This is a genomic window from Neobacillus sp. B24 (genome assembly GCF_055381825.1).
The window spans coordinates 3,263,542-3,286,581 of sequence record NZ_AP035777.1 but is presented as its reverse complement, the minus strand read 5'-3'; the positions used below and the strand labels follow the sequence as shown (position 1 = coordinate 3,286,581).

The window sequence follows — 23,040 nt, the reverse complement described above, 5'->3', positions numbered from 1 at the left end:
CCACGCATTTGTTGTGAAGAACGGTAACTGCCAGCGCTTGTAAATGAACAGAGAAATTGAGTGATTTTGTGTGGTATCGTAAAAGACGAAATATCATTAAAGAATTGGCTTAGCAGTGCATACTGATTATTGTCAGGACGTTGGATATTTTGTTAAAATAGGTACCGAATACAATAGGCGATGGAGTTTGCCATAAACGCCCTTAAAGCTGATGACTCCTACCAGTAGAAATCTGGTAGGAGTCTATTTATTTAGGGAACTTTATTTTTGAGGTGAGAAAATTGAATTACTTATTAGTGGGGCTTGCTGGAATTATTGGGGCGTTATTACGTTATTTATTAGGCGTTTATGTTGGTCAATGGTGGATATATCACTTCCCATTGGCAACCTTTATTACCAATATGGTCGGGAGTTTTCTATTAGGTTGGTTTACAAACTTCTTACCAAGGTTTAAAGCTTTACAACCTCATATGATAACGGCATTGAGTACTGGGCTCATTGGCTCATTTACTACGTTTTCAACATTTAGTGTTGAAACGGTCCATTTAATGGATACCTCTCATTGGGGAACGGCGATTGTTTATGTACTCCTTAGTCTTTGGGGAGGTCTCCTATTCTCTTGGGTGGGCTATCGTTTCGGATTAAGTGCCGAAAAAGCATCAGAAGCAGTGAGAGGTGAAAAATAATGATAACGAGTATAGCTTGGGTGGCCATCGGAGGATTCTTTGGGGCGATGTCCCGCTTTGGGATGAGCAATCTAATTAAATCAAAGTACCCTTCAACGTTCCCTCTCGCTACTTTATTTGTAAATTTGGTTGGTTCATTTTTGCTTGGATTAATCTTTGGTGCGCATCTGGAGAATACATGGAGATCGCTATTGGGTACTGGTTTCATGGGGGCATTTACGACATTTTCCACATTTAAGTTGGAGAATATACAGTTACATGCTAAGGGAAACTGGAAAGTCATGATCTTATATTTAGGAATCAGTTATACGTTTGGCATTTTATTAGCCGTTATTGGAATGAAACTGGGCAGTTTATTTGTTTAATGTAAATGTTTATGTATTTTAAAAGAAAATGAAGTCATACTAGTACACTATAATAATTATTAGCACACACGGGAAGTGAAGGAGGGTGCTCTTAATAATTAGGACTGGAATAAATATATTCCACATTTGGAAATATATTATAAATCGTTCCTAAAGGTGGATTAGATGGACAACTATACGAATGATAATACTGCCAGACGCTATATAGCCCATGTTAGTATTTTTGGAACAACTCAATTGCATTTACGAAATCCTTATATCATTGCGTGGTGGTCTGCTGCATTTCCTGGATTCGGGCATTTGCTATTATCTAAATATCTTAGAGGTTATGTATTATTTATTTGGGAAGTTGTAGTTAATATTAAAGCGCATGTCAATTCTTCGATGATTTATTCATTTCAGGGGAATATTGACATGGCTAAAGAGGTACTAGACACAAGATGGCTGCTAATGTATATACCAGTTTATCTTTTCGGGATTTGGGACAGTTACCGGACAACAGTCGATATGAATAAGGTCTATCTTTTAGCCGAGCGAGAGAAACACCGTTTCAATTCATTTTCCTTAGGAGCCTTAGAGATTAACTATTTGGATAAGCGAAATCCCATTCTTGCCGTAATGTGGTCCGCTTTTATTCCTGGGCTGGGGCAGCTTTATATACATAGGATTTTAACAGCTTTATTTGTCATCATATGGTTAGTGATATTTTATTATTATTCTCATGCTCAAGAAGCTATTGTACTTTTATTTTTAGGGAAAATAAAGGAAGCAACTTCGGTTATAAATCCAGAGTGGCTTCTTTTTATCCCTTCACACTATGGGTTTGCTCTTTATGATTCTTACATCAATTGTATTGAAAATAATAAACTTTTCGAAAAGGATTTACGAAAACATTTAACCGAGAAATATCAATCGGAGGGCTTCAAGATATTAAAAGGACAAAAAGTGAAGTGATAAATGTGCAGATATTTTCAACGTTTGAAACGCATAGCTTCTTAGAAATGGCTATAAAAACGTTAGAAAAAAAGGGGATTAATAAAGAAAGCATATTTGCGGTTCCTCTGGATAATAGAGCAGAAGAGCCTAAAATTTTAGATAACCTTCATCGCTCAGACGGAACAAGCCTGATTGATATTGGAATGGCACTTGCCACTGCATTTTCCGTTATTGGAGCAAGTATTGGGTTTAAATTAGCTTGGGGACCAATTTATTGGGGACTGATCGGTGCGTTTGGTGGATTTGTCCTTGGCTTTGCCATTAGACTTTTTATGGAATTAGTTATAAAGAAAAAGAAAAGAGTATTAAAAGGAAAACACTCTGAAGTCATCTTAATTGTGGATTGTGAAGATTCACAAGCTGAATTCGTAGAAGACGTCCTTTGGAGCCATTTTGCATTAGGAGTAGCGAAAATAAACTGATTTGGCTAGGGACCATGGGGACGGTTCTGGTGGTGCCATGGCACCACCAGAACCGTCCCCATGGTACTTTGAGCAGTCGCTTTTTTTGTTCTTTTTATGAAAGCTTCCTCTTCAAATCCATTTTTTACAACGTATTGTATACTTCTTGAGAAAAGTTGGAAATTTAAAGATGTATGTGAAACCAGAGGAGGAACATGAGTTGATCAGAGTAAGAAGGGGTCCTTCAAAGAAGCAAGCAAAACAACAAGCAGAAACACAACAGCATTTAAAACAGGACATCCCTTTATCGAAACAGCTTGATGAAAATTTACAGTTTTTCTCCTCACTATACCAGGATAGTTCTGATGTCATTTTTCGTTCTTTTGTGGTTGGTAGAATTGACGCCACCATCATCTATTTAGAAGGAATGAGTGATACTCAACAGCTGGACGAACACGTACTGAAAACATTACTAACCCAAACCGAATTTGTTAAAACAGACTTTCTTCTGTCGATAAAAAATCGCCTGCCGATTTCCAACATAAAAGGGATATCTACGTTTTCGGCCTGTATTGATGCCATTGCCGAGGGGAAGCCAGTCTTGTTTTTTGATGGTTACCAACAGGCTTTAGCACTCGGTTTAGTGAAATTTGAAAAGCGTTCGGTTGAAGAGCCTCAGGCTGAGACCTCCATTCGAGGTCCGAGAGAAGGGTTTACGGAATCTATCGGTGTCAATACATCTTTAGTTCGTCGGATTATAAAGGATCCAGCATTGAAAATGAAGACCGTCCAAGTCGGCCAATATACGAAGACAAAGGTGGTCATTTCTTATATAGACGGAGTAGTAGATTATACGTTAATTGAAGAAATTGAAAACCGCCTAAATCGGATTAAGATTGACGGGGTGTTAGAAAGCGGGTACATTGAACAATTCATTGAGGATAACCCGTATTCTCCCTTTCCGCAAGTGTTTTATACGGAGCGTCCTGACGTAGTTTGCGCAAATTTACTAGAGGGCAGAGCAGTTTTGATGATTGAGGGGACCCCCATTTCCTTAGTTGCGCCAGTTAGTTTCTTCAGCATATTCCAGTCTCATGAGGACTATTATGAACGGTTTTGGATTGGAAGTGCAATTAGGGCTCTCCGGTTTCTCTTTTTAGTCTTATCCTTATTTTTTCCCTCGATGTATGTGGCGATTACAACATTTCACCAGGAGATGCTTCCGACAAACCTGCTGTTAAGTATCGCTTCGGCCAGAGAAGGAGTGCCTTTTCCGGCAATTGTGGAAGCAATTATGATCGAGATTACCTTTGAAGCATTAAGAGAGGCGGGCATACGGCTTCCTAAACAAGTGGGTTCAGCCGTTAGTATCGTAGGGGCACTTGTGATTGGACAGGCAGCGGTTCAGGCGGGGATTGTTTCTGCACCGATGATTATTGTGGTGAGTATCACCGGGATTGCTTCGTTTATGGTCCCTCGCTATTCGATTGGCCTTGCCATCCGATTGTTAAGGTTTCCGATCATACTCTTAGCAGGCTCTTTAGGATTAATCGGAGTGATGCTGGCGTTCGTCATCCTCATTATCCATTTAGCAACGCTAAGATCTTTTGGGACTCCTTACTTAAGTCCAATCGCAACAGTTCAAAAAAATGCTATGCAGGATACAATGATTCGTTCTCCTTTATGGAAAATGAACAATCGTCCTCATTTAACAGGTGAATTCAATGCTGTAAGACAAGTAAGTAACTTAAAGCCCGGTCCCGATAAGGGCCGTGAATAAACAGGGTGAGATTGGTGGGATCGCAAGTGCTGGAAAAAGGAAAAATATCGGCCCTGCAAATGTCATTTATCATGGTTCCAACCATTATTGCTACAGGTGTGCTTACGATTCCGTCCATAGCTGCTAGATATGCACGGCATGACATGTGGATGACGCCAATCGTTGGTTCCATCATCGGTTTTCTTACGGTATACATCGCTTGGAAGCTCCATCAACTGCATCCTGAGTTAACTCCTATTCAATATAGTGAAAAAATTCTTGGGAAAGCGGTCGGAAGAATCGTCGGTCTTTTCCTTGTAGGCTTTTATATTCATAATACGGGACTAATCATCAGACAGTATTCTGATTTTATTACTGGGAACGTCATGCTTCAGACTCCTGGGGTTGTGTTTTCCGCTAGCATCATTTTTGTAAGTGCACTAGCGGCGAGAGGGGGAATTGAAGTCATTGCCAGATCGGCCGTGATTTGCACAACCCTATATTTGAGTACCTCCTTATTTCTCCTGCTATTATTGAAGGATATTGATGTTTCCTTACTCCTTCCTTTTATGGAAAAAGGACTGATTCCGGTGATAAAGGGAGGATTGATACATGATGCATGGTTTAGTGAATTTTTTATTTTAGCATTTATATTTCCTTTTATTCATAATCAAAGTAAGAGTTTAAAGTCAGGGATGAAAGCGTCTCTTTACGTCATGCTGATTCTTTTATATGTTCACTTTTTTGTACTTACGATTTTAGGGGTGTCATCTGTAAACCAATTCTATCCTGTTTACTCCATTATTCGGGCCATTTCGGTAATGGGTTTTTTCGAAAACTTTGAAGTCATCATTACCGCCTCATGGGTACTTGGAAACTTTATAAAAATAACTGTTTTTTTATATGTCGCTAGTTTAGGTTTTGCGCAACTAGTTAGGCTATCAGATTATCGTCCGATCGTATTTCCTTTAAGTCTCCTGGTTGTTTTATTAAGTTATTGGGACATCCCGAATATTGTGGTGTTGGTTGATTATATGACGAAAATTCAGCCCTTTTATTTTGTCTTGGTTCAGACTGTTCTCCCGTTCATTTTACTAATGATTGCTCTACTACGCAGGAAAAGGAGCGATAGCGGTTGAAGAAAAACCTTTATTTCATCTTATGTCTTCTTGTTCCAACACTTTCTGGCTGCTGGGATCGGGTGGAAATGCAGAATCTCGCCATTGTGACGGCAGCGGCAATCGATGTCTTGGAGGATGGAAAAACAGCAATCACAGTTCAAATATTTATCCCGCGTACGATTACAAGCGGCCAGACAGGGGAGGATCCAAGCTTAGGTTACACTTTTGTACGTGAAGGAACGGGGACGAATCTTGCGAATGCGATTTCCAAGCTGCAAATCAATCTACCAAGAAGATTGTTTTGGGGTCAATGTAAAATCTATATTTTTGGAAAGAAGCTGGCTAAAAGTGGGATACGAAGTCATATAGACTTCTTGGCTCGTCACCCAAGCCCGAGGGGGAATTCACTGCTATTTGTAAGTGCTGGAAAAGCAAAGGAAACTTTGGAATTAATTCCACCATTAGAAAGATATTCAGCGGAAGCACTGAGAAAATTGACAGAGGAGGAATATGGCATGATGACGACCTTAATGAATGTCGATATGGGCTTAATGGGGGAGAGTGAGAGCGTAACGATCCCCTATATAAAAAAGTTGGTTTCAAAAGAAAAAGCAAGAAAACCACACGAAACCATATCTGTCATTGCTGGAGCAGCAATTTTTAAAAAAGATAAAATGGTTGGAACGTTAGACATGAAGGAAACGCGCGGTTTATTGTGGTTAAAGGACGAAGTAAAAAGAAGTACCTTATCCGTCAGGCCGAAAGGGGAAAACGGAGAAATTACCATGACTCCGACTCTAGGTAAGTTGGAATATAGCCCCCAGATCATAGGGGAACGATGGATCATGAATCTAAACGTGGATATTGAAGGGGATATTGTTCAAAACGAAACACATTTAAATTTAATGAATGAGGATGTAAATAGGACAATTAAGAAAGAATTCGAAACAGCATTAAAGAAACGTGTGGCTCTAACAGTTGGAAAGCTTCAACACGAATACAAGGCAGATGCGATCGAATTCGGGAGGAGGTTTCATCAAAAGTACCCGAAGGAATGGAATGGAGTAAAGGACAGATGGGATGAAAAATTCCCGGAGGTGGTGGTCGAGATTAAAGTGGATGCGAAAGTAAGAAGACCTGGATACATTGGCCCGCCTGCAGCACTTCCAAGAGACGAGGTGAAGGAATAATGCAATGGGATTGGAGTACAGTCTTTGCGGTCCAAGTCCTGATTTGGTGTATTGTGTTATTCGAGTGGAAGCGGTTAAAGAAGGCCAAGATGGCCGACAGGATCCCATTTGCTGTAATTCTGATGATCTCGGCCGTACTGTCCTTTTTTAACCTAGAAAACCTACCAGGGCCACTCACACTCATTCACTATATTTTTGGTCCTTTAGGAAGATGGATGGATTAGATACCATAAGCCACGGGTGGGCCATGGGTGGGCCACGGGGACGGTTCTGGTGGTGCCATTGCGCCACCAGAACCGTCCCCGTGGAGTAACCGTGGAGTAAATGATGTAGCCTCAGAGCATAAAAATGTAAAATCATTTGTTATTTACGAAAAGCCAACAGAAGAAGATCGGGAAATGAAGAACTTTGATAAGGAAGGGTATATCACGCTGGACTGGATTCAACAAGTGGTGCCGTCTAAGGAAGCTGACTTTTATTTGTGCGGACCGGAACCTTTCATGAAAGCGGTCAATAAATCATTGAAACAATGGGGCATACAGGATGAACATATTCATTACGAATTCTTTGGCTCCTTCGGCAGCTTAGATGCTGGTATCTAAAACTTTAATCGATCGTAAAAGGAGCAGTAATCTGCTCTTTTTTATGCGTCTTTTTAGAGCATAACCATCCCAATACATATAAGAGGTCATGAATGGGAAAGGTACATTATAGTATTTCTTTTTTTGGAGGCTGCTTTATGGAGGAAAAGGATATCCAGATAAGGTTAACTGCGGGTGAGATTTCTCAGCTATGGGTGCAATACTTAAATGATAGTGCTAGCGTTTGTGTCCTCTCCTTTTTTTTAGAAAAAGCCGAGGATAAGGAAATTAAACCCCTCATAGAATACGCTCTAGGGTTATCCGAATCACACATAAAAATAATTTCAGCTATATTAACAGAGGAAAAAAATGTCGTTCCTCACGGTTTTAGAATAGAGGACGATGTTGATTTAACGGCATCTAGATTATATTCTGATAGCTTTGTGCTTAATTTTATAAACCAGATGGCCAAGGTCGGCCTTACGCTATATGGAGCAGCTGTTGCATCATCGGTAAGAAATGATATAAAAACCTATTACATGAATTGTCTTACGGAAACAATGGAATTATATAAACGCTCAACAGAATTATTACTATCCAAGGGCTTGTTTATCAGATCTCCGAGCCTGCCTAATATAGAGAAGGTAGAATTTGTGAAAAAGCAATGGTTTATGTTAGATGTTTTTGGAGAAAAGAGACCGTTGATTGCGGGGGAAGTCGATAATTTATTTGCGAATATGCAAAGAAATGCACTAGGAGTCGCTGCACTTACTGGATTTAGCCAGGTTGCAAAGGATAAAGATGTCAAACAATTCTTTTTAAAAGGATTAGAAATTGGCAATAAACACATTAGATTATTTAGAGGAAAGTTAGAGGAAAGTAAACTTCCTGCACCGATGGGGTGGGATGCAGAAATAACAAATAGTACCGCCTATACATTTTCTGATAAACTCATGATGTATTTTACATCTGGTTTGATTGCCATGAGTGTCGGCTATTACGGCACTGCTGTCAGTCAAAGTCCCAGAGGGGATATTGCTTCCATGTATAACAGGCTATCCTTAGAGGTTCAATTGTATTCTGAGGATGGCGCGAATATCATGATAAAAAACGGCTGGATGGAACAGCCGCCAATGGCCTCAGACCGTGATGAATTAATTAGAAAAAAATAATCCTGATTCAAGTCCTTCAGCTAATAAACAGACAGGGCTTGTTTTATTTTGATAGGAAATTCTACACGTCTTCCTACTTTAATTATAACATGTAAAAAAATGTTAATATAGACTTTTTATTCTCAACACCTATTGCTACAATCAATAGACATGAATGGATAGGGGAGATGCGGGATGAGTCCTTTGGTTCTGGAGTTACGAAAAATCGAAAAAACACAGCTATTTCTCGTTGGTGGAAAAGCGTTAAATTTAGGAGCGCTATCCAACATCGAAGGAATACAAGTTCCAGATGGATTTTGTGTGACAACAGTTGGATATCAAAAAGCAATTCAACAGAGTGATATGTTCCATGCACTGGTGGACCAACTGATACCGTTAAAAGCAGAGAACCGTAAACAAATTGGTGAGATTAGCAGTAGGATTCGCCAAAGCATAACAGAAGTAGAAATTCCATCCGAGGTTGAGGAAGCAGTTAGTGATTATCTCTCCCGGTACGGAGAAGAACATGCTTATGCTGTACGTTCCAGTGCGACCGCTGAAGATCTGCCACATGCCTCGTTTGCCGGCCAGCAAGACACCTATTTAAATATTATTGGAAAAAAAGCCATCCTGCAGCATGTCAAAAAATGTTGGGCGTCTCTATTTACAGATCGCGCAGTCATCTATCGAATCCAAAACGGATATGACCACAGACAAGTATCTCTATCCGTAATTGTTCAAAGGATGGTTTTTCCACAGGCTTCAGGGATACTATTTACTGCTGACCCCATTACCTCAAACCGCAGGGTCCTGTCTATCGATGCCAGCTTTGGGCTTGGAGAAGCACTGGTTTCTGGTTTGGTATCTGCCGATTGCTATAAAGTAAAGGAAGATGTAATCGTCGATAAGGTGATAGCAGCCAAAAAGTTAGCTATTTATCCTGTAAAAGAAGGCGGAACAGAGACAGTGCAGCTTGATTCTGATCAGCAAAAGGTACAAACACTGACTGACCCACAAATACTACAACTTACACATATCGGCAGAAAAATAGAAGCGTATTTTGGCTGCCCGCAAGATATCGAATGGTGTTTAGTGGATGGTACTTTTTATATTGTACAGAGCCGGCCCATCACTACGCTTTTTCCCATCCCTGAAAGTAATGATCAGGAAAACCACGTCTATATATCTGTAGGCCATCAACAAATGATGACAGACGCCATGAAACCATTGGGACTGTCGTTTTACCTGTTAACGACTCCTGCACCGATGCGGAAAGCGGGCGGCAGGTTGTTTGTTGATGTCACACAGCAGCTTGCTTCACCTGTCAGTAGAAACATGTTATTAAATGCGATGGGACAACACGATCCGCTCATGAAAGACGCACTTATGAACATCATGGAGCGAGGAGATTTTATAAAAGCAGTGCCAACTGATCATAATTCACCGAGTCCCACTAGAGGGAATCCAGATAAACAAATGGAAAACAATCTATCCATCGTTGCTGATTTGATTAAGCGTAGGGAAACATCCATTGAAGAGTTAAAACAAAACATCAGGAGAAAATCAGGATCCGCTTTAGTTGATTTTATTCTAGAAGATATTCAGGAATTGAAGAAGATCTTATTTGACCCACAAAGTACAGCCGTATTTATGTCGGCAATGAATGCTTCAACATGGATTAATGAAAAAATGTACGAGTGGTTAGGTGAAAAAAACGCAGCCGACACGCTTTCTCAATCCGTGCCAAACAATATTACGTCGGAAATGGGTCTGGCACTATTGGATGTCGCCGATGTTATTCGTCCTTTTCCGGAAGTAGTGGAATACCTGCATCGTGCAAGTGATGATTACTTTTTCGAAGAATTGGTCAGGTTCGAGGGCGGGCAGGAAGCCAGAATCGCAATCGAGAATTACCTTAACAAATACGGAATGCGATGCAGCGGGGAAATCGATTTAACGAAAACACGGTGGATTGAAAAACCAACAACACTTGTCCCATTGATCCTAGGTAACGTCAAAAACTTCGAACCTAACGCCGGCCATCGGAAATTTGAGCAAGGACGACAGGAAGCGTTGAAAAAAGAACAACAGTTAATAGAGCGATTGATGAGATTACCTGATGGGGAACAAAAGGCCAAAGAAACAAAAGAGAGGATTGACCTTCTCCGGAATTACATCGGATATCGGGAATATCCAAAATACTTCATGGTGAATCGCTACTTCATTTATAAGCAGGCTTTGTTGAAGGAAGCACTACGGCTCGTCCAAACGGGTGTTATTCATCAAAAAGAAGATATATTCTATCTTACTTTTGAAGAACTGCGTGAAGTTGTACGTACAAATAGACTGGATGCCCAGTTGATCAGCCAACGAAAAGGCGAGTACAAATTATATGAAAAACTAACACCACCGCGCGTGATTACGTCAGATGGTGAAATCATTTCAGGCAGGTACAAACGAGAAAATCTCCCAGCTCAAGCGGTTGCAGGCCTTCCGGTTTCTGCTGGAGTGGTCGAGGGAAGAGCACGTGTCATCCTAAACATGGAAGAGGCTGTTTTAGAAGAGGGCGATATACTAGTCACCACCTTCACCGACCCTAGCTGGACACCATTATTTGTTTCGATAAAAGGGTTGGTCACCGAAGTCGGCGGACTGATGACCCACGGAGCCGTAATCGCCCGCGAATACGGCCTGCCAGCCGTCGTCGGAGTAGAAAATGCAACCAAACAAATAAAAGATGGCCAACGAATTCGCGTTCATGGAACAGAAGGGTATATCGAAATATTGTAATAGAGGGTCTCCATGGGTCTCCATGGGGACGGTTCTGGTGGTGCTTGGCGCCACCAGAACCGTCCCCGCGGTGCTCCCGCGGTACTTATCGTTTTTATGTTCCGCAGTGTACGGTTTGAACATAAACTAATGTATAGTATCGGGAGAAGAGGGGGAAATTGAAGTGCCTTCGGTAATTAATGTGGGAATATTTAATATAAATTCTCCTCAACCTAGTTCCGCCATCTTTGTTGGTGAAGGGATTGTAAATGGAATGGATGCTAACAGGACATACAATCTCAATATGGGGGGGAATTACGGTTTTAACAACCTTAATACAGGGATTATAAATAATGTGAACGATAGCTTTGAAGTCATAGACGGGGTGATCTTTGATCAGGATATTAAGCCTAATACCGGATCTGGAGTGAATATATAGGAGGGTGCACCACCCAAGATTCTTAACATAAATTAAATCATTAAGCTTCATTTATAATGAACCAAAGTGGTGAACCATATATGTTTAAAACGACAAATTTCCATTTTACGGGAAACATTACGGTCCAAACAATGGAGAGACAATCTGGTATTTTTATTGGGGAGAAAAATACGGCCATTGGTTGGAGTGCACATGGGAAGCAAAACAGTGTAATTGGAAGTATTGGCGGACAATCTAATCTTCTATTAAATAATATATCTATCCTCATTGACCCTGACATAGTTGATACACCAATTGATGATCGGGACATTCATATTGCCCTTGAGAATTCAAGTAATGAAAACAACACAACAAACCTAAATCTTAAGAGTATAAACGTTAATTCCATGCAGCCAAGCAGCACATTAATTGTCGGCAAAGGTCATGTGAATGGGATCGATGGTAATCAAAAGCAAAATACCAACCACAGTAACTTAAATGGGAATTATAATAGACTGGTGGATAATTTCAATGTAACGAATGATCAAGATCAGGTTGATGCCATCATTGATGATCGTGATATTAAAATTGCCAACATAGAAAAAGAAAAATGATTTTGAGGGCACCATGGGGACGGTTCTGGTGGCGACGGGTTGCCACCAGAAGCAGGAAATTTGACTATGGATGTCGAATTACTTGTACAAAAACTTTAAAACTTCCTGCTTACTCAGGCAATCAAAAATTTTGCGATAATTCCTTAGAAGTAATTCCTTTAGATTAAAATTCCGTTTACTTATAAAGTGCTTCGAAACTTGAGCAAAACTTCCGATTGCCTATATTAGAACCGTCCCCGTGGTGCCTCCGTGGTGCTTTTAGTCCTGTTATTCATTCTTATCAAGCAGAACTTTACTCATGACCCTTTTAGTTAGTTGTTTCATGCCTGACATGCTTAGTCTCATCCAGATCCAGCTGTAGATAAGACTGAAACATGCAATTCCTAGGATGGATAAAACATTAACATTGCTTGAAAGGGATGGACCTAGGACAGGGAAGTGGAACAATTTTAGCAGCAATAGGATTCCTAGCGTTAACGCGATTCCTCCGATTAAGGTAACGGATACTATTCGCCTGCTCCATTTAAATCCTAATCCTAGTGCAACCCCGAATAGGCCGGTTGTAAACAGAAACACCAATACCTCTGAGGGCTGAATCACGAGCAGTAATAATCCGGTCACGACATACGTAAGCACGCCAAAATGGGCCGAGATGATCGTCGCTAACACAATCGGCCCAGTTGCCATCATGCTAAAAGCATAACCGACCCCGCCAATAAACCCCGCAGACTGTAAAATAGCCGCGATGGCTCCCAACAGACTGCCCAGTATCATCTTTGTATTTCTTGGATACTCCGCAACTGATACATGATGATCTTTAAAAAATGACAAACCCTTATGTGACAGTTTCACAAGTATTCCCCCCACAGAAAACGGTCCCTTGGTCCCTGACACCTACGTGTCTTGTTTGTATAGGATTGAAATCGGTGCCATCTCTAACATGTATTCTTGAAGGAGTAATGTATGCATCGTTTTTTCATGGACAATCGGAAAAGCGAGGGCGACGATTCGAACCGACTTCGTGTAGGGATAAGAATTTATAGGCGGAGAATTTCCCTCTAATGTAAAAAGGGGAAGCTTAAAAGCGGAAATAAGCGGAAAAATTCCGATTAACGGCTTTAAAATAGACAAAATCCAAGGATTTGGATGATATAAACGGAAAAACTTCCCTTATTCTTAAGGAAATATGGGTATTTCCCAATTTAGGCGGAATTTTTCCGGTTATTTTTCATACACAATGAATCCAGATTCAACTACAAAAGAGCGCAGTGTATCTTGCTGGGTACACTGGCTATTGTACCCTCAAAATTCTCCTAAATAATTATCGAAATGTATCCGATCTTTAATTGAATAAAAAGACTGTGCTTTTTATAGGTATAAATAGGTTGGGAAAATGGGGGAGTGGAATGAATGGGGATTAGAAAAGCGCATGTGGAGGATTGGCAGCAAATTTGCTTGTTATTAAACCAACTTGAGTATCCAAATTCAGAACGTTTTTTAAAAGAAAAGCTTGAAGTACTTCTTAAGGACCACAATGAGGTCTTATTAGTGTACGAAGAAGATAATAGAGTTATAGCATTGATATCGGTCCATTTCATCCCTCAATTAGCGGTAAAAGGAGATTTCGCTAGAAGCAGTTATTTCGCAGTTGGCCAAAACATTAGAAGTAGGGGGATAGGCCGTAGTATTGAAGAATATTGTACGGATTTAGCCGTAAAAAGAAATTGCGATAGAATCGAAGTGCATTGCCATTCAAGGAGAGAAGAGGCCCATCGATTTTATAGGCGACAAGGATATACGGAGTCACCGAAATACTTTATAAAAATGTTACCTGAAGCTGACTAATATCCACACGTCATTAGGCCCAGTAATAGCGTTCATCTATTTTTCCACTTCTTTTGGGGAAGTTTAACTAAAAAGGAGTGAAGAGGATGAAGAAGTTTTTCCTTGCTTTATTGATCTTTGTGTTAACTACAAAAGAAGCATATGCAGTAACCTCTCCAAAGGGTGAGATGATGGAGGAGATTTTATTTCAGCATTATGCTTCAGATTTATTAAAGATCACAAACCGATTATATGATTGCAGAAAAATTCTCAGTATTAAAAGAATGGATAGTGGGCACTTGATTAAGGTAGGATTAATTACATTTACGGGACCTCATAATCCTCCCAATGATTTATATATTATAACGTTCAAAGATAGTCCAATTGGCCAGGACCAGCCATTTCAATTTCATTTGGAAAATGTTGCTATTACTAAAAACATATCAAATGACCAATATGAAGCTTTTTGCAGGCAATAGTTATTAAGTAAAGAAGTAGTTGTATAAGATAAGCTAGGACCAAAACCAGTCCTTTTTATAGTTGCAAATTTCGTATAAAACACCACTTTTGTGGTGTTTTAATTACTTCTGTCTTACAGATTTAAACAATCATGGAAAAAGCTTAAAACTATACTCCCCAGATTTCTTGGATAACAATGACAGCTGGAAGGTTTTCGCTTGCACGATTCATCTTTGCCATGTATCCAATATGTTCATTGTTTTTTCCATAACGTACCCATTGAGTCTGGTTTAATTGCTAAAAAAGTACACATCATAATCGGTAGTGTCAAAAGTTCTATGAAAACTCCTTAAGGGGTTAGGCTCCTTTCCACATATTGGGTGCGTCGGCCCCGCAACCGCTCTTGACAAACACGCCAATGGTTTGAGATTCCTTTATCAAGGGCGACGGGGACAAAAAGAAGGCATGCCAAATAGCCCTTGGTATTTCCATTTTAAACCATTGGCAAGTTCGGTTTGTCAAGAGTTCGCTTCGCCGGTTGCTAGTGGGTTCAAGGGCTCTGCTAAACAAAAAGTTAGACTGTTTGTTCAATGATCCAATCTTGAGCTAAACCTATTAATTTAGTCCAGCGTGCAGGCATATTCGGTCGCAGTAAGAGCTCTGGATTAACCACTGGCACATTACCTTCTAACGCTGAGTGAGGCCGTAAAAAGTTAAAGTAAGCCACAAAAAGCGTCACAAACGAAACAGACCCATGTTCGGACCCAAACCCGTGTGTTGAGCGATAATTGCCCTTAAATGTGCGATTGAGTCTTTCAATCACTTGTTTGAGAGGCCTATACTCCTTTGATACAGGATCTTCATTGGTAAGCCCAATGACCTGAGTAATGTCAAAGTGAATATCATGCTGGGCGTAAAAGTGTTGGGCTAAGAGATATATCGGATTGCCGTCCACCACAAATGTAAGATCTTCCGGAATCTCTTTAAATTTCATTAGGACATCATCAATGGCACGGATTGCTGTCGCTGTATCTCGATTTGCTGACACTGGATAAGACAGAATGATCTTTTTTACCGCATCAAAGAAGAAGAACAAGTAATGCCAACGACCTTGAACCCTAATATAGGTTTCGTCCCCACAGAACTGATCAGAAAGCTCGTAGGGATAGTGGTCTACGTAAGGTTTAAGGATTAATGCAACTGCGTTCTCGTAATTTAAAATGCTTTGATGCGATATAGAAACACCATGGATATCTTTCATGAGTGCAGCTGTCTTCCGGGCCGAAAGGCCATAGTTAACGTGATAGGTTAAAATAAGCCCCAATGTATGTGGCGACACATAAAGCCTGGCCAAGTCAACCTTTGGTTTCTTAGGAGAAGCCTTTGACAATGGCTGAAAATCAATGTGGAACTGCCGGAAGATATATCTTAATTTAAAGGCTTGTGGATCCTTTTTAAACTGTTTCTTCTCTTTCGCAGACATGCCATTCAGTTTCTGCTGGTAGTAGGAACAGTCATTATTTTTACACTTGTACACGTCAAAGTCTTTTCGCTCTTTGACTTTCTCAAGGGTCCTAGAACAATGAGGACACTTCAAAATAGCCTCCTTCGAATAGCGATTTTTATCATTGAAAAGACAGGCACACACCTTACATTGAAACTGTCCTTTGCCTCCATTATTGGCATAAAGATAATCCGCTGGAGCACCACACTGCGGACATTTCATTGACTTGGGCACACATGCCTTTGTATTCGAACGCCTTTGAACAGGTTTTAGTTGTTTACCGTTCTTCTCCAGGTATTCGGTTAGGAGGCTTCGGTAATCAAGTTTCTGAATGGTTTCGATAATCGGAAGATCATCCACCTGGAGTTTACGATAAGGTTTATTTACAGGTTTTTCCTCAGGCTTTTCAAACATCCCCTTCCCAATAAGAAGGGTAAGTAATGTTCGAATTATTTGTTCTTGGTACTTAATAAAAGTTAATAAATAGGTTATAATTTGAGGGTACAACTTGTCACTTCCTTAATCTAGGTTGTTGGGTGTGTGGTAACCTCAATTATCCTTAGATTTCAGGGGGTGGCAATTTTTTTGCTTATAAAGCCCTCTATCTAGGTATTTTATAGCCTATTTCTTATAAAAGTTTTTACAATACGTCATAATCAATGGAGGTGTAATAATGAAAAATGCGAAATTATTTTATATAGCTTTGCTAATTCTACCTTGGCTTACAGTACCGTTTTTAGGTCAAAATTCATTAAAAAAATATCTTCCAGCCTCAATATTTATGTGTACATTCACAAAAGCTTTGCAGTTATTTGGTGAAAAGAAAAAATTGTGGAGATTTTATAAAGGAATACCACCTTTGAATAGTGCAAACTTTTTTAATTTTGGTCCATATGTTGTTATGAGCCTTTGGATATTAAAATTTACTTTTGGTAAATTCCCATTGTATATAATCTCTAATACAATTCTTCAATTATGTTTTATTTATCTAGGAGGATTAAAATTTTTAAAACATTATAAAATTGCTTCATTATATGGAATAACCAAATTTCAATACTTAGCAATAGACTTTTGTAGGGCATTGGCTCTTTATGGTTTCCAATACATTAATAATTTCACTCAAAATACAAAGGAGCTTTCTAACAAGAAATCAAATTATAAGTTTAATGCAAAATGTTGATTATATAGGACATTGTGAATAAAGGTACTTAATGTAACGGGGGCGTTACTTGATGATCTGGCTGCCATTGCGGTGGCCATTTTTTATTGAATTGGGCAGGTTAGTGGTGCGAAATGTTTCTAGCTTAAATTGAGAATGGATACATTACTCTGGTAAAGGCTAGACAGTTCCTGTCGGAACTGAAGGATTATATCGAAGAATCAAATGACGGGGTAACGCCCTGAAGGGTTCTCTCTTAGTCGAACAGCACTAGATTTAGTAAGAATAATAGTGTTATAAGCTCGGCAAAAAGGCGTGAGAAATTACCGTACCAGTTCGGCTGACGAAATCCTACTCGATGGAGTGGTGTAATTCATGATGCTTGAGTTGAATGAATATGGTGAGAATGCGAATAAACCTACAAGAAATGGTTAAGCTGACGAACTTCTGAATGTACGGGTCTATACCTGCAATACATAGAAATGTGTATATCACCAAATTGTGAGGTTAGATGTGGATGAGTAAGACTCACTAATATGAAAATCCATGATACGTTACAGGCGTATGAATACTAACAGGCTTACAGGGAGCACCTAAGTTTATTCCATAATAGATATAATTCAACATTGTAAGCTGATAACGTGGAAGGCTTACTCCTAATGAAACGGTAGTAAGGAAATCAATAATGATATTAGTTATTGCATAACTTACTTTTATATCAGTGAAAGTGGTGGCACAGTACCGATGAAATGTCTAATCCACATGGAGGGATAGCCACTAGACTATTGAAGAATCATTCAACCATGTAAGACAGTTCTTTATCGGTTAATAAGGTTCTTGTCAGACTAAAAGAGGTTCAACTCCCAAGGGAGTCACCGACTTGTTAAAGCGAAAGAAACTGCGACACAATGAGTATTACGATATGCAATATTGTTTTGATAATTTATATGCTCAAAGTGTCGATGGTCAAAATTTCTATAACTTAATGAAACTAATTAGTTCGAATGAAAATATACGTCTTGCTTATCGAAACATCAAAAGAAACACTGGGAGTAAAACGGCAGGTTCAAATAGATTAACCATCGAGGATGTAAAACATCTATCTGTGGAAGAAGTGATTGAAAAGGTTCGATTAATGATAGGTTCGTACGAACCTCAAAAAGTTAGGCGTGTGTTCATACCAAAAGCGAATGGAAAAGTAAGACCACTAGGAATTCCAACTATATGGGATAGAATCTTCCAACAGTGTATTTTACAAGTGTTAGAACCTATTTGTGAAGCGAAATTCCATAAACATAGCTACGGATTTAGACCGAATAGAAGCACACATCATGCCAAAGCTAGATTTGAGTTTCTTATCAACCAAACAGGGCTTCATCATTGTATAGATGTTGATATTAAAGGCTTCTTTGATAATGTTAACCATAGTAAACTACTGAAACAAATTTGGTCATTCGGGATAAAAGATAAAGCATTATTATCAATCATTTCAAAGCTTTTAAAAGCAGAAATTGAAGATGAAGGAATACCATCACGAGGCGTGCCGCAAGGTGGCATTTTATCACCGTTATTATCAAATATTGTCCTAAACGAACTAGATTGGTGGGTAAGTGACCAATGGGAAACCTTCAAAACAAGGTATAACTATAAATACCCTGGAAAATACCAACCAATGAAAAAGACTAATTTGAAAGAATGCTTCATCGTAAGGTATGCCGACGACTTCAAAGTTTTATGTCGCACTCGGTCACAAGCGATTAAAATGAATTACGCCATCAAAGACTTTTTAAAAACTAGGTTACACCTTGAAACCAGTGAAGAGAAGTCCAATGTCTTAAATCTAAAGAAGAACTCTTCAGAGTTCCTTGGATTTTCAGTTCGAGCCGTAAGAAAAGGCAAGACAAGAATGGGTTACGTGGCTCAATCGAACATGACCAAGAAAGCAAAATCAAATGCATTTATCAAAATTAAAGAAGCCATTAAAGCTATTCAAAAGAAACCATGTATAGAAACAGTATGGCATTACAATACAGTTGTAATGGGTATTCAAAATTATTATTCAGCAGCTACGCAAATCACAAATAATCTAAGTAAGTTGACCTCCTACCTCGGCAAGACATTATATAATCGACTAAAGAATCTTAGAACAGAAGCGAAATTTTCCGATATGACTATTACATTACAGAAACGCTACAAGGGCTATGAACCAAAGTTTTATAAGATAAGGGAAATGGTGTTTGTCCCTATCTATGCCCAACGGCATAAAACGAATCTTTGTTTTTCTCAAGACACCTGTAATTACACTGCCAACGGCAGAGCAAAGATACACAAAACCCTGAAGGCGATTAACAAAAATGTCCTAAGTTATGTCATGAAAAACTTTATTCCAAACCGCACGATTGAATATAATGATAATCGAATTAGTCGGTTCATTGCCCAATATGGCAGATGTGCTGTTTCAGGTGTTGAACTTGGCTTTAATGATTGGCACTGTCATCATAGAAATCCCTATCACCTTTCAAAAGATGATAGCTATTCAAACTTGATAGTGTTACAAGAAGGCATTCACCGACTCGTACACCTGAAAGATATTGATAAAATCAAGCCTTTACTGAATGCTTTACAATTAAACAATAAGCAAAAAGAAAAGCTCAATGAACTTCGTAAACAATGTAAAAATGACACAATCTGATTTGGATATATATACTTCTCTTCATTAATTACATAGAATTGAATGAATTGGATTAGTTGGAACGCCGTATGCGGTGAAAGTCGCACGTACGGTGTGAGCAGGGGGAAAAGCTGGCGATAACTTCAAAAGCTTACCTATCTGTCATAAAGAAAGAATCCATTTTTAATATCTTCTGATAAAACAAAAATTTCCAAATATCCCCTAAAGGAATACAGTATAATGTAACTAATGGAAATAGAATGTATTAATTTAAATAGCGTAACTATGGGGGCTGGATATGTTCTTCTTTAATAAGGAAGAAGTTTATATTGGATATTCAATGGATGAATTTTCAAAAGTAAGAGGGATTTTAAAAAGTAAGGGCATTAAATATATCTACAAAGTTATTGGCCGTGCAACACAATGGAGAGGAAATGGGTCAACTAGGGGTAACTTTGGAAGTATTGGAGTGAACAAGAATTACGAACAACAATATGTTGTTTTTGTTAAGAAAAAAGACGCAGAGAATGCAAAATATTTAATTCAAAGCATTTTATATTCATAACTCTTATTGCACGAACGGGGGCAAGAGTTAAAGCTCGGAGCTACCATATTAAAGGGTTCACTTTAGAGGTGCATGACCTTGTTTTGGCATAGCAAATGCCAGAGAATTTGACAACAAAATAACATAGAAAAGAGTGCTTTTTAAATCGAAAATGGCACTCTTTTTTAGGATGTTTTAGCAAACTTTGGTGTTTTGAAGTAGTGAATTGGGCACTTTTTTTCCCAAGATTTCTTCATTTCGGTAGCTAAGACCCCTTATTGGCGACCGAGCTCACTGGATTTTCACTATTTCGGTAGCCAAGACCCTCTATTGGCGACCGAACTCACTGGATTTTCACTATTTCGGTAGCCAAGACCCTCTATTGGCGACCGAGCTCACTGGATTTTCACCATTTCGGTAGCCAAGACCTTCTATTGGCGACCGAACTCACTGGGTATTCACTATTTCGGTAGCCAAGACCCTCTATTGGCGACCGAGCTCACTGGATTTTCACCATTTCGGTAGCCAATGACTCCCCAACTGGCACCGGTTTTGGCATTAAAAATGGCATTTAATTTGACATTAATTTTTCGTTGTACAATAAGTATTGTCCCTTGCTATTTAACTTATTTAATCTTTGGCTCTGTTAAACTTTAATATTGATAAATGATAATAATTATAGGAAACCCTAATATATTGGGTTTCCTATTTTACCCCGATTATTGTTCAACTAACTGGTTAGACTCAATATTTATGAAATATTATACCACCCGAAAATTTTCCGACTCAAGTCTGTTCAACCAGTTATGAACTAATGAGTTAAATACATCAGTTTGTTCGATTTGTAAGTTGTGACCAGCCATATCAAGCACTGCAAAAGTTGCCCTTGGGTAATCTTCAATTAGTTGCCACGCATCGTGGTATCCAACTACATTGTCCTGACGCCCTGTGATAATTAGCGTGGGATACTCAAGTTTAGAAGAAATATCGAAGTTAAAGCCATAGCCGTTTTGACGGATATGGTTTAAAAATTCATTATTTGCTTGTTTAGAAGGAAGCAAAATTTCATTTTTAAATCTCTCCCATTCAGTTTGACCTTGCACTACACCCATAGAGCAAAATTCATCAGCATCCTCTGGAGATAAATGTGATATCAAGTTGTTGTCTTTTTTCAGAACTGTCTGCTCTGGTACTACCCTTTCATTGAATTCAGGTATAGTCATTGGTGCCATCAACAGTAATCCACGAACTGCATCCAGTCGAGAATGGACTATACCTCTGGCAATGTACCCACCATATGAGTTACCACAAATAATAAACGGTTGATTAGGGATAAGCTCGTCCAAAAGGCGTAATATCGCTTCTAACATATCATCTGAGTTCTGAATAGATGGTTGTGAATCGGAATGCCCCATACCTGGTAAGTCTATGTAAATTCTCTTCCAACCGCTTCGTTTTTCGAATAACGGTTCCATTGCTTGTAACATCACTTGATGGTCAAGTGTCCAACCATGCAACATAACGATAGGATATCCATCTCCAATTATTTTATAATAAATCGACATGTATTTGTTTCCCCTTTCCTTATAAACCAAATGAATCGACATGGACATTTAATCCATTCACAATTTTAACAAAGTTCCTTGTTCGACTAAACTGACCTTCGTAGGTCGAACAAGGGTTACACATTGAATTCTGACAAACGCAAACTGTCATATGTTTCCGTCATATCAAACACAAATGATGATAATAGAAATTCTTTAATGTGTTGCTTTGTGCTTTCGTTACTTCGACTATCTACGAACAAAAACCAAGAAAGGTAATTGTCGAGATATTTTGTGGCGACACCTTTAAATCGGTCAATCCATTTCTTCATCCGAGAATGAAAGCTATTGACATTTTGAATGTGATATAAGCCCTTTAGAACGTACTTTCCATCATCTGATTTGATTCAATAATGTTCTATCCCTTTTTCTTTCGCATAGGTTTTTGTAGGCTCTCCAAGCATCGGTGACAAGCACATTGTCAGAGGATAGTTTAGACCCAATGATTTTTTCAACTTTGGGTTTTACTATACGCCCCATACAAGAAACCTTAGCGACAGTTGCTTTGGTTCGGTCTCTTGCGACAAGAACACACACTTGTTCGTGGCTGATTCCTCTGTGTTTGGATTTACCTCCACGCTTTCGAGGTTTCCGTTCCGTAATGCCACGTTGCCCTTTTTGAGAATACAAGAAATAGGTCTCGTCAACTTCAACGATACCTTCAAAATGGTCAAAATCAATCTGTTTTAAGGCCGATAGCAGTTTATGTCTCCAGTAAAAAAGCGTAACCCAAGTAACCCCTACGATGTCAGCCGATTTTCGCAGGGAGTAGCCTTTGAACATACAGTCCACAAATGTAATCCATTCGTCACCTTTTCGAGTTCGGTAAAGTACAGTGTTAGTTGTATCGGTAAATGTTTTTCGGCAACTTTTACAATGATATCGTTGACGACCTTTAACTTTGCCGAACCGAACAACGTGTTCAGAAGAACAATGAGGACACTCGAAACCTTCTTTAAAACGGGTTTCCCGCATTTCGTTAATTAATCCACCACCAACGGAAGAGGTTGGGTCAACATAGCGTTTCACCCATTGATAGACTTGTTCCTTTTTAGTGTGTGGTAATTTGTCAATGTACTTTAATAAGTTACTAAAGGCTTTTTCCATCTAAAACCTCTCCAGAATGTTTGTTCTTAGTAAAATTATACTGTGAATTTGGAAAGGTTTCAAATATCAACAATATTCTTTAACAGAGCCTAATCTTTAATTAGAATATACAAAACT

General features: G+C 39.1%; 20 protein-coding genes, 1 pseudogene and 1 riboswitch. Of the genes and pseudogenes, 17 read left to right on the top strand and 4 right to left on the bottom strand.

Annotation, left to right across the window (positions count from 1 at the left end):
• Positions 1-167 precede the first annotated feature (167 nt).
• Positions 168-228, top strand: a riboswitch (Fluoride riboswitch).
• 53 nt (positions 229-281) lie between these two features.
• The 12 genes from crcB (ACZ43M_RS16050) (at position 282) to ACZ43M_RS15995 (ending at position 12,051) form a co-directional block, all read left to right on the top strand.
• Positions 282-686, top strand: a complete 405-nt coding sequence (crcB, locus tag ACZ43M_RS16050) for a fluoride efflux transporter CrcB (protein ID WP_464503550.1) — start codon at positions 282-284, stop codon at positions 684-686.
• Positions 686-1,051 carry a fluoride efflux transporter CrcB gene (gene crcB / locus ACZ43M_RS16045; protein ID WP_464503549.1) on the top strand — a complete coding sequence of 122 codons (366 nt, stop codon included), beginning with the start codon at positions 686-688 and terminating at the stop codon, positions 1,049-1,051. The genes crcB (ACZ43M_RS16050) and crcB (ACZ43M_RS16045) overlap by 1 nt, the downstream gene beginning before the upstream one ends.
• A 165-nt stretch (positions 1,052-1,216) precedes the next feature.
• Positions 1,217-2,005, top strand: a complete 789-nt coding sequence (locus tag ACZ43M_RS16040; RefSeq protein ID WP_464503548.1) for a hypothetical protein — start codon at positions 1,217-1,219, stop codon at positions 2,003-2,005.
• Between the two features lie 5 nt (positions 2,006-2,010).
• Positions 2,011-2,469 (top strand): hypothetical protein, encoded by a 459-nt coding sequence (locus ACZ43M_RS16035; RefSeq protein ID WP_464503547.1) that lies wholly within the window; start codon positions 2,011-2,013, stop codon positions 2,467-2,469.
• A 169-nt stretch (positions 2,470-2,638) separates the two neighbouring features.
• Positions 2,639-4,228, top strand: a complete 1,590-nt coding sequence (locus ACZ43M_RS16030) for a spore germination protein (protein WP_464503546.1) — start codon at positions 2,639-2,641, stop codon at positions 4,226-4,228.
• Positions 4,229-4,254: 26 nt separating this feature from the next.
• Positions 4,255-5,346 carry a GerAB/ArcD/ProY family transporter gene (locus ACZ43M_RS16025; protein WP_464503545.1) on the top strand — a complete coding sequence of 364 codons (1,092 nt, stop codon included), beginning with the start codon at positions 4,255-4,257 and terminating at the stop codon, positions 5,344-5,346.
• The gene (locus tag ACZ43M_RS16020; RefSeq protein WP_464503544.1) at positions 5,343-6,518 is read left to right on the top strand and encodes a Ger(x)C family spore germination protein; all 1,176 of its coding nucleotides are present in this window, start codon (positions 5,343-5,345) and stop codon (positions 6,516-6,518) included. Before ACZ43M_RS16025 ends, ACZ43M_RS16020 begins: the two co-directional genes overlap by 4 nt.
• Before the next feature lie 251 nt (positions 6,519-6,769).
• Entirely contained in the window at positions 6,770-7,120 is a 351-nt protein-coding gene (locus ACZ43M_RS16015) for a hypothetical protein (protein WP_464503543.1), read from the top strand.
• A gap of 137 nt (positions 7,121-7,257) precedes the next feature.
• Positions 7,258-8,271 carry a DUF3231 family protein gene (locus ACZ43M_RS16010; protein WP_464503542.1) on the top strand — a complete coding sequence of 338 codons (1,014 nt, stop codon included), beginning with the start codon at positions 7,258-7,260 and terminating at the stop codon, positions 8,269-8,271.
• A gap of 174 nt (positions 8,272-8,445) precedes the next feature.
• Positions 8,446-11,040: a phosphoenolpyruvate synthase gene (ppsA, locus tag ACZ43M_RS16005; RefSeq protein WP_464503541.1), complete on the top strand. Its 2,595-nt coding sequence runs from the start codon at positions 8,446-8,448 to the stop codon at positions 11,038-11,040.
• Positions 11,041-11,203: 163 nt separating this feature from the next.
• The gene (locus tag ACZ43M_RS16000; protein ID WP_464503540.1) at positions 11,204-11,458 is read left to right on the top strand and encodes a hypothetical protein; all 255 of its coding nucleotides are present in this window, start codon (positions 11,204-11,206) and stop codon (positions 11,456-11,458) included.
• An 80-nt stretch (positions 11,459-11,538) separates the two neighbouring features.
• Positions 11,539-12,051, top strand: coding sequence for a hypothetical protein (locus tag ACZ43M_RS15995; protein ID WP_464503539.1), 513 nt, complete (start codon positions 11,539-11,541; stop codon positions 12,049-12,051).
• A 267-nt stretch (positions 12,052-12,318) separates the two neighbouring features.
• On the opposite strand, the gene ACZ43M_RS15990 is transcribed toward ACZ43M_RS15995, so the two are convergent.
• Positions 12,319-12,903, bottom strand: a complete 585-nt coding sequence (locus ACZ43M_RS15990) for a hypothetical protein (protein WP_464503538.1) — start codon at positions 12,901-12,903, stop codon at positions 12,319-12,321.
• Between the two features lie 558 nt (positions 12,904-13,461).
• Between ACZ43M_RS15990 and ACZ43M_RS15985 the strand changes: the two genes are divergently transcribed.
• A complete protein-coding gene (locus ACZ43M_RS15985; RefSeq protein WP_464503537.1) occupies positions 13,462-13,896 on the top strand; it encodes a GNAT family N-acetyltransferase in 435 nt (144 codons plus the stop codon).
• Positions 13,897-13,982: 86 nt separating this feature from the next.
• On the top strand, positions 13,983-14,354 hold the full coding sequence (locus ACZ43M_RS15980) for a hypothetical protein (protein ID WP_464503536.1): 372 nt from the start codon (positions 13,983-13,985) through the stop codon (positions 14,352-14,354).
• A gap of 554 nt (positions 14,355-14,908) precedes the next feature.
• Here ACZ43M_RS15980 and ACZ43M_RS15975 read toward each other — a convergent pair.
• Positions 14,909-16,345 (bottom strand): IS6 family transposase, encoded by a 1,437-nt coding sequence (locus ACZ43M_RS15975; RefSeq protein ID WP_464503290.1) that lies wholly within the window; start codon positions 16,343-16,345, stop codon positions 14,909-14,911.
• Positions 16,346-16,511: 166 nt separating this feature from the next.
• On the opposite strand from ACZ43M_RS15975, the gene ACZ43M_RS15970 reads away from it, so the two are divergent.
• The 3 genes from ACZ43M_RS15970 to ACZ43M_RS15960 all read left to right on the top strand — a co-directional run bounded on the left by ACZ43M_RS15970 (position 16,512) and on the right by ACZ43M_RS15960 (position 20,233).
• Complete coding sequence (locus ACZ43M_RS15970; protein WP_464503535.1) at positions 16,512-17,018, top strand: hypothetical protein; 507 nt, start codon at positions 16,512-16,514, stop codon at positions 17,016-17,018.
• A gap of 901 nt (positions 17,019-17,919) precedes the next feature.
• A complete protein-coding gene (gene ltrA / locus ACZ43M_RS15965) occupies positions 17,920-19,689 on the top strand; it encodes a group II intron reverse transcriptase/maturase (protein WP_464508038.1) in 1,770 nt (589 codons plus the stop codon).
• A 277-nt stretch (positions 19,690-19,966) separates the two neighbouring features.
• On the top strand, positions 19,967-20,233 hold the full coding sequence (locus ACZ43M_RS15960; protein ID WP_464503534.1) for a hypothetical protein: 267 nt from the start codon (positions 19,967-19,969) through the stop codon (positions 20,231-20,233).
• Positions 20,234-20,973: 740 nt separating this feature from the next.
• On the opposite strand, the gene ACZ43M_RS15955 is transcribed toward ACZ43M_RS15960, so the two are convergent.
• Both ACZ43M_RS15955 and ACZ43M_RS15950 read right to left on the bottom strand, forming a co-directional pair.
• On the bottom strand, positions 20,974-21,777 hold the full coding sequence (locus ACZ43M_RS15955; RefSeq protein WP_464503533.1) for an alpha/beta fold hydrolase: 804 nt from the start codon (positions 21,775-21,777) through the stop codon (positions 20,974-20,976).
• Positions 21,778-21,893: 116 nt separating this feature from the next.
• Positions 21,894-22,923: pseudogene (locus ACZ43M_RS15950) on the bottom strand (IS1595 family transposase).
• Positions 22,924-23,040: the final 117 nt, after the last annotated feature.

Excerpts from the sequence above, each read along its gene's own strand:
- ACZ43M_RS15985 (WP_464503537.1), top strand. The coding sequence starts at position 13,462 with ATGGGGATTAGAAAAGCGCATGTGGAGGATTGGCAGCAAATTTGCTTG.
- ACZ43M_RS16030 (WP_464503546.1), top strand. The coding sequence starts at position 2,639 with ATGTATGTGAAACCAGAGGAGGAACATGAGTTGATCAGAGTAAGAAGG.
- ACZ43M_RS15980 (WP_464503536.1), top strand. The coding sequence starts at position 13,983 with ATGAAGAAGTTTTTCCTTGCTTTATTGATCTTTGTGTTAACTACAAAA.
- ACZ43M_RS16040 (WP_464503548.1), top strand. The coding sequence starts at position 1,217 with ATGGACAACTATACGAATGATAATACTGCCAGACGCTATATAGCCCAT.
- ACZ43M_RS15970 (WP_464503535.1), top strand. The coding sequence starts at position 16,512 with ATGAAAAATGCGAAATTATTTTATATAGCTTTGCTAATTCTACCTTGG.
- ACZ43M_RS15955 (WP_464503533.1), bottom strand. The coding sequence starts at position 21,777 with ATGTCGATTTATTATAAAATAATTGGAGATGGATATCCTATCGTTATG.
- ACZ43M_RS15995 (WP_464503539.1), top strand. The coding sequence starts at position 11,539 with ATGTTTAAAACGACAAATTTCCATTTTACGGGAAACATTACGGTCCAA.
- ACZ43M_RS16010 (WP_464503542.1), top strand. The coding sequence starts at position 7,258 with ATGGAGGAAAAGGATATCCAGATAAGGTTAACTGCGGGTGAGATTTCT.
- crcB (WP_464503549.1), top strand. The coding sequence starts at position 686 with ATGATAACGAGTATAGCTTGGGTGGCCATCGGAGGATTCTTTGGGGCG.
- ltrA (WP_464508038.1), top strand. The coding sequence starts at position 17,920 with ATGCAATATTGTTTTGATAATTTATATGCTCAAAGTGTCGATGGTCAA.
- ppsA (WP_464503541.1), top strand. The coding sequence starts at position 8,446 with ATGAGTCCTTTGGTTCTGGAGTTACGAAAAATCGAAAAAACACAGCTA.
- ACZ43M_RS15960 (WP_464503534.1), top strand. The coding sequence starts at position 19,967 with ATGTTCTTCTTTAATAAGGAAGAAGTTTATATTGGATATTCAATGGAT.